7 protein-coding genes are annotated in these 9962 nt (G+C 73.0%); 3 read left to right on the forward strand and 4 right to left on the reverse strand.

Going from position 1 to position 9962, the window contains the following annotated elements; translation table 11 throughout:
* The first annotated feature begins 52 nt into the window (after window positions 1–52).
* Together ABT367_RS28045 and ABT367_RS28050 are read left to right on the forward strand one after the other, a co-directional pair.
* On the forward strand, window positions 53–2503 hold the full coding sequence (locus ABT367_RS28045) for a glycoside hydrolase family 3 C-terminal domain-containing protein (protein ID WP_352255952.1): 2451 nt from the start codon (window positions 53–55) through the stop codon (window positions 2501–2503).
* A 116-nt stretch (window positions 2504–2619) separates the two neighbouring features.
* The gene (locus ABT367_RS28050) at window positions 2620–3675 is read left to right on the forward strand and encodes a LacI family DNA-binding transcriptional regulator (protein ID WP_352255954.1); all 1056 of its coding nucleotides are present in this window, start codon (window positions 2620–2622) and stop codon (window positions 3673–3675) included.
* A gap of 18 nt (window positions 3676–3693) precedes the next feature.
* Here ABT367_RS28050 and ABT367_RS28055 read toward each other — a convergent pair whose 3' ends face one another.
* From ABT367_RS28055 to ABT367_RS28065, 3 genes are all read right to left on the reverse strand, one after another.
* Window positions 3694–4536 (reverse strand): DUF2877 domain-containing protein, encoded by an 843-nt coding sequence (locus ABT367_RS28055; protein ID WP_352255956.1) that lies wholly within the window; start codon window positions 4534–4536, stop codon window positions 3694–3696.
* 88 nt (window positions 4537–4624) lie between these two features.
* Window positions 4625–6250, reverse strand: a complete 1626-nt coding sequence (locus ABT367_RS28060; protein WP_352255958.1) for a DUF1116 domain-containing protein — start codon at window positions 6248–6250, stop codon at window positions 4625–4627.
* On the reverse strand, window positions 6247–7845 hold the full coding sequence (locus ABT367_RS28065) for a transcriptional regulator (protein WP_352255960.1): 1599 nt from the start codon (window positions 7843–7845) through the stop codon (window positions 6247–6249). Before ABT367_RS28065 ends, ABT367_RS28060 begins: the two co-directional genes overlap by 4 nt.
* A gap of 176 nt (window positions 7846–8021) precedes the next feature.
* Here ABT367_RS28065 and ABT367_RS28070 point away from each other — a divergent pair, with 176 nt between their 5' ends.
* Window positions 8022–9401, forward strand: a complete 1380-nt coding sequence (locus ABT367_RS28070; RefSeq protein ID WP_352255962.1) for a purine-cytosine permease family protein — start codon at window positions 8022–8024, stop codon at window positions 9399–9401.
* Here the strand turns inward: ABT367_RS28070 and ABT367_RS28075 are convergent.
* The coding region (locus ABT367_RS28075; RefSeq protein WP_352255964.1) for a PucR family transcriptional regulator at window positions 9382–9962 on the reverse strand (581 nt) is incomplete at its 5' end. The two genes, ABT367_RS28070 and ABT367_RS28075, sit on opposite strands and share 20 nt — an antisense overlap.

A 9962-nucleotide genomic window follows, 5' to 3' on the forward strand; every position in this document is an offset into this window, starting at 1 on the left:
GGCTCCCGTACACCGGAAGAACCGACGGGACACCTCACGAAGGGAGGTCCGAGTGAACGACGAGGAACTCGACCGGCTGCTCGAGAAACTGACCCCGGCCGCCAGGGTCCGGCTGCTCACCGGGGCCACCACCTGGCGCACCTACGCCGAAGCTGCCGTGCAGCTGCGGGAGTTGGTGCTGTCGGACGGCCCCGCGGGCGTCCGCGGTCAGACCTGGGACGAACGCAGCACCTCGGTGCTGCTGCCCTCGGCCTCGGCGCTCGCGGCGGCCTGGGACGACGAGCTGGTCGAGTCCCTCGGCGGGCTGCTCGCCGCCGAAGCACGGCGCAAGGGCGTGGACGTGGTGCTCGCGCCCAACCTCAATCTGCACCGCAGCCCGCTCGGCGGACGCCACTTCGAGTGCTTCTCCGAGGACCCCGAACTCACCGGGCGGACCGGGGCGGCGCTGATCCGTGGGATCCAGGCGCAGGGCGTCGGCGCCGCGGCCAAGCACTACGTCGCGAACGACGCGGAGACCGACCGGCTCACCGTCGACGTCCGTGTCGCCGAGCGGGTGCTGCGCGAGGTGTACCTGGCGCCCTTCGAAGCGGCCGTGGCCGCCGGAGTACGCCTGGTCATGGCGAGCTACAACGGCGTCAACGGCGACCCGATGAGCGCCAACGCGCTCCTGACGGACCCGCTCAAGAGCGAGTGGGGCTTCGACGGGGTCGTGGTGTCGGACTGGGGTGCCGTACGCACCACCGCCGACACCGCGGCCGCCGGCCTCGATCTGGTCATGCCCGGGCCCGAAGGGCCTTGGGGCGAGGCCCTGTTGCGCGCGGTCGAGAGCGGCGAGGTGCCGCAGGAGGCCGTGGACGACAAGGTGCGTCGGCTGCTGCGGCTGGCGGCGTGGCTGCAGCGCGGTGAGCAGCCTGCCGTACGGGCCGCAGGGCACCTGGCCGCGTCGCCACGTTCCACCGAGAGCCGTCGGTTGGCACGGCGCGCAGCCGCGTCGGGGATGGTGCTGCTGACCAATCGGGGGGTGCTGCCGCTGGACCCGCACGCGCTGAAGACGGTGGCCGTCATCGGAGCGCCGGCCGCGCGCACCCGCACCCAGGGCGGCGGCAGCGCGGGTGTCTTCCCGCATGCGGAGATGTCGTTCCTGGCCGGTATCCGGGCCGCACTGCGCGGCCGCGCCCGTGTCGTGCACGTGCCGGGACCCGCACCGCGGTGTCCCGCGCCGCCGCTGGACCCGGACCTGTGCACGGACCCGGTGACCGGGCAGCCGGGACTGCGGCTCCGCGTCCTCGACGTGAACGGCCGCCCGCTGTACTCCGGACACCGCAGGTCCGGGCGGCAGTTGGAGCCGCCCATGGAACCCGGGGCGCACACGGTCGAGCTCAGGGCCCGGCTGGAGCCACGGTTGTCCGGGCTCTGGCGGCTGGGTCTCGCGGGGTTCGGGCGGATGCGGATCACCATCGACGAAGTCGCCGTCCTCGACGGGGAGTTCCCCCGCGCGACGGACGATCCCGCGGTCGTGCATGTCAACCCGCCCGTCGCGGAGGCGGAGGTGGAGCTGACCGCCGGACACGAGGTGCTGGTGGTGGCCACCCGGCAGCTCGCGCCCGACACGGGACGCGCGACGGTCCTGAGCGCTGCGCCTGCGGCCGAGGACCTCGACACCGCACTGAGTCAGGCGGTCGCCGCCGCCCGTTCCGCCGATGTCGTCGTGGTGGCCGTGGGCACCACCGAGCACACCGAATGCGAGGGCAGCGACCGCACCTCGCTCGCCCTCGGGGAGGAACAGGACGCGCTGGTGCGGGCGGTCACGGCGGCCAACCCGCGGACCGTCGCCGTCGTCAACAGCGGAGGCCCGGTCGAACTGCCCTGGCGCGACCAGGTCGGCGCCCTCCTCCTTTCCTGGTTCCCCGGACAGGAAGCGGGCGGTGCGCTCGCCGACGTGCTCTTCGGGCGCGTGGAGCCGGGCGGCAGGCTGCCCACCACGTGGCCCGTGCGTCTCGCCGACGCCCCGGTCACACGGACGCGGCCGGCCGCGGGCCGGCTGCACTACGCCGAAGGTCTGCACATCGGCTACCGGGCCTGGGCGCGGCGCGGCAGGCGCGCACCCGCGTACTGGTTCGGGCACGGTCTCGGATACACGACCTGGGCGTACGAGGAGGCGACCGGGCCGCCCGTCGTCCGTCCCGGCGAGGACGTCACGTTGGCGGTGCGCATCCGCAACACCGGTCCCAGGGAAGGCCGCGAGGTCGTCCAGGTGTATCTGACCCGGCCGGGTGCGGCGGTGGAGTATCCGGAGCGCCGCCTCGTGGGCTATGCCGGCGTGCGCGCCCGGCCGGGACAGGTGGTGTCGGTCGAACTGCGCGTGCCGGCGCGGCTGTTGGCGTACTGGTCGGTGGACGAGCGTGGGTGGCGGGTGGAGCCCGGACGCTGCCGCTTCCTGGTCGGCCGCTCGGCAGGGGACCCACGGCTGGCCGTGGAGGTGCGGCTGGCCGAAGACGAGTGAACGGTGTCGGGGCCTCGGAACTGGGGCCCAGTGTCCGGCGTACGCGGCCTCGTCCTCCAACGATCATGGGAGAGCGCTCTATTCAGCCGGCCGACCGCACGGTTATGGTGCGGGGCATGAACCGACAGGCCCCGACCCTGGAGGATGTCGCCAGGGAAGCCGGAGTGTCCAGGGCGACCGTGTCCCGGGTCATCAACGGTGTGCGCAACGTGGACCCGAGCATCCAGGATCTGGTCCGGCGGGCGATCGAACGCACCGGCTACACGCCCAACCGTGCCGCAAGATCACTGGTCACGCGGCGCAGCGGCACCATCGCCCTTGTGGTCTCCGGCGCGGGTGATGCCACGGCGGGCGGTGTGTCGGCGCAGGACCGGAACGCCTTCACCGCGCGGGTCTTCGCCGACCCCTTCTTCGGGCGTGTGGTCAGCGGAGTCATCGGTCATCTGCGGCCGCGCCGCACGCATCCCGTCCTGATGTTCGCGGAGAGCGCGGAGGCGCGCGCGGAGGTCCTGTCGTATCTGCGCCAGGGCAGCGCCGACGGCGCGCTCGTGGTGTCCACGCACCCCGAGGATCCGCTGCCCGCGCAACTGGCCGCCGAGGGGCTGCCCGCGGTGCTCTTCGCACGCCCGGCCCGTCCGGTCGCCCTGAGCTATGTCGATCTGGACCACCGCGACGGCGGACGGCAGGCGGCCGACCATCTGCTCGCCCGGGGCTGCCGCCGGATCGTCACGGTGGCGGGGCCGCTCGACGTACGCGCCAGCCAGGACAGGCTCGACGGGTTCCGGGACGCGATGGCCCGCCAGGGCCGTCCGTACGTGCCGATAGCCGAGGGCGGGTTCACGCTGGCCAGCGGCATGGCCGCGATGGCCGGGCTTCTCGCCGAACACCCGGATCTGGACGGGGTGTTCGCCGCCAACGACTTGATGGCCCAGGGTGTCTGCCAGGTGCTCCGTGAGCACGGCCGGCGGATTCCCGAGGATGTGGCGGTGGTCGGCTTCGACGACTCCACCATCGCGGTCACCTGCAGCCCTCAACTCACCACGGTGCGCCAGCCGGTCGAGGACATGGCCGCCGAAATGGCCAGGCTGCTCGAGGAGCACATCCACGGCAAGCGTGACGAACCCACATCCGTGGTCTTCGATCCGGAGCTGATCGTGCGGGACTCGGCCTGAACTCGACGCGTGCGGCGGTCACTCCGGCCCTGTCAGCAGCCTCGCTCCCGCGCACAGTCCGTGCAGCAGGTCCGAGCCCGAGCTGTGGCCGACGGCGAGCAGGGCGGCGAGCGGGCCGGGCGGAACCTCGCCCGCAGCCGCCGTCGCGCTCAGCAGCTCGTGGACCTGGGGGATGCAGTGGCCGGTGGCCGCTTGGGCGAGGAGGGAGGCGGAGATGAGGGTGGTGTGTTCATGGGCGCCGGCGAGGGCGTCGGCCAGCGATGCCCCCCAACTCGGCCTGATGGGAGCGGCGTTGGCCGCGAGAAGGAGACCGCAGAGGTAGTCGTCCCCGGACGGGGTGAGGCCGGGGCCTCGGCCCAGAAGAGCGAGGGCGGGCGCGCGGAGGGAGTCGGGCCGGGCCTCGGCATGGGCGCGCCACGCGCCCAACGCCTCGGCCAGGTTCCTGGCGAACGGGGCCACGCCGCCCGGGAGTTGGCGCGGTGGACCGAACCGTGCAAGCACCGGCAGCGCCTGTGCCACCGGTGTGCCCTGGACGCGGGGCGGCGCCCAGGACACCCCGGCCGCCAGGCGCAGCGGCCCCAGCTCGACCCGGCCGCCGCCGATGCGGGCGACGGCGCCCGGGTCGATTCCCGTGAAGGGGCGCTCGCCCGCCGCGCGGGACAGCAGGACCGCCGACGGGACGCGTACCCCTGTGGGGGCAACCAGAGCGAGCAGCGAGCTGTTCCCGGCCGACTCCTCCTCGTACGGCAGCAGATACACCGCCTTCCCGGTGACACCGACCACGCGAGCCCGCCGCCGACGCCCCTGCACCAGGGGCTCGACGAGCGTGGACGCAGCGCACGGGAGCGCGGCGGGACTCATCCGGACCTCACGCGGACTTCATACGGGGCTCGTGTGCGGCTTGCGCATACGGGGCTTGGGTGGGGCGCATACGGGGCTTGCGCGGGTCTCACGGCGAGACGGCCACGGGCGCGGCGTCGAAGGCCGGTACCCGTATCGCCGCCAGCGCCTTGCGGAAGCATTCGAGGGGCGCGTGAGTCAGACCCGCGCCGATCTGCCCGATGCCCGGCTCGCGGTGGGAGATCCCCGTCGTCACGACCGGCACGATCCCCGTGTCCAGTACCGCCCGCACGTCGATGCCGACCGGCGCGCCCACGCCCCCGAGGGCCGGGAGTCGGTAGGCCTCGTGGCGCGCGAGGGAGATGCGGGCCATCTCGCGGCTGGTGCGCAGCGCCTCCTCGACCGTGCCGCCCACGAACCCGGTGATCGCGGGCGCCGCTGCCAGTGAGAAGCCGCCCAGCCCGTACGTCTCCGTGATCGCGCTGTCGCCGATGTCGGGGTTGGCGTCCTCGGGTCCGTACCCGGCGAAGTACAGGCCGCGGACCTGGGTGGCGGGCGCGGTGAACCATGCGTCGCCGAGGCCGCTGACCCGGATCCCGACCTCGACGCCGTTGCGGGCGAACGCGGTCACCAAGGTGGAGTGCGGCACCCCGTGCGCGGCGGAGGTGGCCAGTTTCGCCGCCGCCATGGAGAAGTTCAGGAACCAGTAGTGGTTGTCGGACAGGAAGCGCAGGACCTCCCGGGCGTGGGCCGTACCGGAGAGGTCGGCGGCGAGTTCCCGCAGGAGCAGGGCCGATGCGGCCGTGTTGCGGCTGTGGCACTCGTCGCCCATCTGGAGGGCCTGCGCCGTGACCGCCCGCAGATCGACGCCTTCGCCGCGCGTGCGCAGCGCGGCGCTCAGGGCGGGCGCGAGCACCGACCCCATCCAGCGCAGCCGCTCCATCACGTCCTCGCCCAGCGCTCCATAGCGCAGGCAACGGCCCGCTCCCTCATTGAGGTTGGAGTAGGCGCGGCGGCCGGTCGCCCGGTCCTCGACCTCGATCAGCGGCATGGAGGGCGAGATGATGCCGCCCATCGGGCCGACCGCTTCATGGTGATGGCACGGCGCGAACTCCAACGCGCCGCTGTCCGCGAGACGTTCGGCCGCCTCGGGCGAGTCTGCCCAGCCTTCGAGCAGCGCCGCGCCGATCACGCCCGCGCGCATCGGGCCGCACATGTCCGGCCAGGCGATGGGCGGGCCCGCGTGCAGAAGCAGGCGGCGGCCGGGATCGCCGAGCGCGGGGATCGCCTCGCGGGCGGGCAGCACCCGGGTCCATACGGGGCGCACGGCGAGCAGGCGTGCGACGGCCTCCTGGTTGGCGGCCTCGACGGCGGGGTGGCCGGTGAGTTCGGCGAGACGCCAGGCCGGTTCCGGCTCACCGGACGCGGGCGGCCGCCAGTCGAGGGTGGTGACGTCCGCGCCCGCGCTGCGCGGCACCTCCGCGAAATCCGGGACCCCGACCGCGGCGATACGGACCGGCGCCGCACCGAGCAAGGGGGCCGCGCGGCCCGGAGCCTTACCAAGCTGTGATGTCATACGGCCCGGTGACTCACCGAGCAGCGCCGTGACGCCGCCCGGGGTGTCGCCGACCGAAGCCGTACGGCCCGTGGCGTCGCCGACCGAAGTCGTACGGCCCGGGGTGTCGCCGACCGAAGTCGTCATACGGCCCGTGGTGTTGCCCACCGATTCCGTCATACGGCGCCTCCTGCCGTGGTCAGTTCCCGGTCACGCTCATGTCCGTGCGAAGTCACCATCGCCGCCGCCCACTCGATGGCGTCGGTGCTGGTCGGAGCAAGGAGCGCCCCGGCCTCGCGCAGCCGGGCCTCCTGGGCCGCCCGGTCCTGCGGGTCGGCGTCGGTGCCGACCACGAACGCCACCACCGGCGGGCGTTCCCCCGATGGCACCCGCTCCAGTTCCGCCGCGAGCGCAGCCGCGGGATCGGCTCCCGCGCCGTGGCCCAGTACGACGTCGAGCACGACGACGGCGGTACGCGGATCGGCCAGCGCGACCCGCAGATGGCGGGCCCGGACGGTCGGGTCGATCATCGGGTGCGGGCGGCCCGCGGTGTACGCGTCGTCGCCCAGGTCGAGGATCAAGTCCCGGCCGGGTAGCAGGACTTCACCCCCGGCCGGACCCGTGCCGGTCGCCGCGTCGGGGAGGAGCTGCCTGGCCTCGTATGCGAACGTGCCTCCCGCGTACAGGGCGCGCAGCAAGTGGCCGCGAGGGACAGGTAGTTGGGGTCGCTCGACGCTACGGGGCGCCTTGCCGCCGAGCACCTCGACCGCCGCGTACGCCGCATCCCGCAGCGTGCCGGCAACCGTGACGCGTCCGCCGGCGGAGGACCGGCTGCCTTCGCCGGCGGAAGTCCCGGTGCCGTCGCCGGCGAACGACCGGCTGCCGTCGAGGAAGCAGGCCACGACCGGTGTGCCCGCACGCGCGGCCCGCGCGAGCACCCGTTCGGCGACCTCCGGGGCGGGCGGCTTGGAGACGAGGACGATCAGCTCGCAGCCGGGGTCGGCGTCGAGGAGCTCCAGGGCGTCCAGGGTGGTGATGCCGCCGACGTCGGCGCTCAGATCGCGGCCGCCGGTGCCGATCATCTGCCGGACGCCCTCTCCGCCGGCGTCCAGGAGGCAGGAGACCTGCTGAAGTCCTGTACCCGAGGCGCCGATCAGGCCGATGCGGCCAGGAGGCAGCACATTGGCGAAGCCGAGCGGTATCCCGTCGACGACCGCCGTGCCGCAATCGGGACCCATGGCGAGCAGGCCGGCGCGGTGGGCTTCCTGCTTGAGGCGGATCTCCTGGTCGAGCGGCACGTTGTCGCTGAAGACGAAGGCATGCATTCCGCAGCGCAGCGCCTTGAGCGCTTCGGCGGCGGCGTACGGACCCGGCGTGGAGATCAGGGCGAGGGCAGTGGCGGGGTCGGCTTCGGTCAGGGCGCGGGGCGCCGGCGTACCGGAGGTCGCGGTCGCGGGGGAGTCGGACTGTTCCAGCAGGCCGTCCACGGCGTCAAGCGCGTGGGCGAGCGCCTCCGCGTCGCCGCGCAGCGCCACGATCAGGTCATTGGGCCTGGCCGGATCGGCCTCGGCGGTGAGCAGCTGTGCGTCGGCCAGCAGGCGCAGATTCGCCTCGGTGGCCATGACCAGGCTTGCGGCTGTCACGCCCGGCAGGTCGGCCAGCCGGCGGGCGGCTCTCATCAGGGCTACGGAGTCGGCGTAGGTGTCGCGGCGCAGGGAGTTGACGGTGCGCACCGTGCCGTCGTCGGGGGCAGTGTCGTCCGTGGCTTGCTCCATGGCCCGACCGTACGGTCCGCCCCCGGGGTGTCCGCTTCAGCGTGAAGTGCCAGCAGCCCGGTCACGATCGCTGGCACCGGCTGACAGTGTCGCGGGCGCCACGGGCGGCGAGCATTCCGGGACACCCGCATCCGTGCTCCCGTCCCCGCTGCCGAGCAACGAAGAGGTGCCCCCGGATGGACAGCCCCCGAACGGACCCCACACCCACGACCCGAGCCCGACGGGCCGCCGAAGCCACCGAGGACTTCGCCGCCGACCGCCTCCCGCCCGACGAACGCCGTTCCACCCTGTCGATCACCCTGGTGAGGATGGGCTTCACGGTGTCGGCGACCGATCTCCTGTACGGGATGTCGCTCGGGCTCTTCTTCCCGTTCTGGACGGGTGTCCTGATCGCCGTCGGCTCCTCACTCGTCGTCAGCGTGGTGTCGATCCTGTGCGGACTGATCGGCCAGCGCGAACGCATCACGACCGCGCTCGGTCTCCAGGCGGCCTTCGGACGCGCCGGCAGCAGGCTGCCGTCCCTGGTCATCGCCCTGCTCTCGGCCGGCTTCGTCGGCTACAGCACCGGCATCACGGCCGGAGTGCTGCCGGGCGGCAAGGACCCGTGGCTGGGCCTCGTCTACTGCGTGGTGCTCAGCGCGATGTACACCGCCCTGTCCATCGTGGGCTTCGGCAAGGGCCTCACCTGGGTGGGCCGGATCAGCGTGCCCCTCATGCTGGTCACCGTCGTGATCGCGGTGATCGCCGCGATCGATCACGCGGGCGGGATCGGCGAGATCGTGGGCGCCGAACCGGCACGCGCGGGGGAGGCCACGGCGCTCGCCCTGTTCGCGCTCGGGGTCAACAAGTGGATGACCGGCGCCACGGTCACCCCGGACATCACCCGCTTCGGCAAGTCCAGGTCGACCGTCTACACCACCACCGTCGCCGAGTTCATGGTCGGCAACTTCGGCTTCAACATGCTCGGCATCCTGCTCGGACTCGGCGTCCGCGAGGCCGACATGGGCGAGGCCTTCGGCATCGTGGGCGTCGGCGCGCTCGCCACCTTCGCGATCTTCGTGCAGGGCTTCCCGCACGAGGTCAACAACATGTACGCGGCGTCCCTGGCCGGGCGGACCGCGATCGATCTGCCCCGTATCGCCGTGAACGTGATCGCCGGCGTGCTGGCCTGCGGACTCGCGTACTACGGCCTCACGGCAGGCATCCTCGACGCCTTCCTGACCTACCTCGGCTATCTCGGCTACGCCATCCCGCTCATCCCCGGCATCCTCGTCGCCGACTACTTCCTGCTGCGGCGCGGACGCTACGACCTGTCCGAGGCGGCTCTCGCGGCGGTCAACTGGCGTGCGGTGGCCGCGTACTTCGCCGGGCTCGGCATCAATCTGATCCTCGGCTTCGGCTTCGACGACAAGCTGTGGCACACGCTGCCGCTGACCGGAGCGATCCTCTACCTGCTGTTCTCGCTGCCGCAGTGGCGGGCCGCGCGCCGGGCGTGGGCCGTTGCCGAGCCGGTCACGCCGTCTCCGGAGAAGCCGCTCAGTGAAGGCGCGCGCTGAGCAACCGGTGCGCGTGCAGCGCCAGTTCGGTCTGCAGCCGGCGCATCGGATCCTTGTCCGGTGCGCCGGTGAGCCTCTCGATCTGCTTGAGGCGGTAGCGCAGTGTGTTGTAGTGGACGTGCAGCTCCTCGGCGGCGTCCACGCCGTTGCGGTCGCGCTGCAGATAGACGCTCAGGCTGTGCACCAGGCTGCTGTCGTGCCGGGCGTCGTGCTCGAGCAGCGGGCCGAGCGCCTCGGTCACCAGGGAGCGCAGCTCGGCGTCCGGCAGCTGGTTGAGCAGCCGGTACACCCCGCACTCCTCGTACAGGCGCGTGAACGAACCTGCGGGGCCTTCGAGTTCCCGTCCGAGGGCGAGCGCGGAGAGCGCTTCGCCATGGCTGAGATGCAGTTCCACGAAGTCGGCGCGCACCGTGCCCGCACCCACCGCGACCGTGTGCGCGGGACAGGCCGCGGTGACCGCGCGGTGCAGCGCCGAGCAGGTGCGCCGCAGCGAGGGGCCGGGCTCCGCGAGCACCGTCATCCCGCCCGGCGTCCCCCACGCCGGGGTCTGCGCGCCGAGCG

The sequence above is a fragment of the Streptomyces mesophilus genome (assembly GCF_040300965.1).
GTDB classification, from domain to species: domain Bacteria; phylum Actinomycetota; class Actinomycetes; order Streptomycetales; family Streptomycetaceae; genus Streptomyces; species Streptomyces mesophilus_A.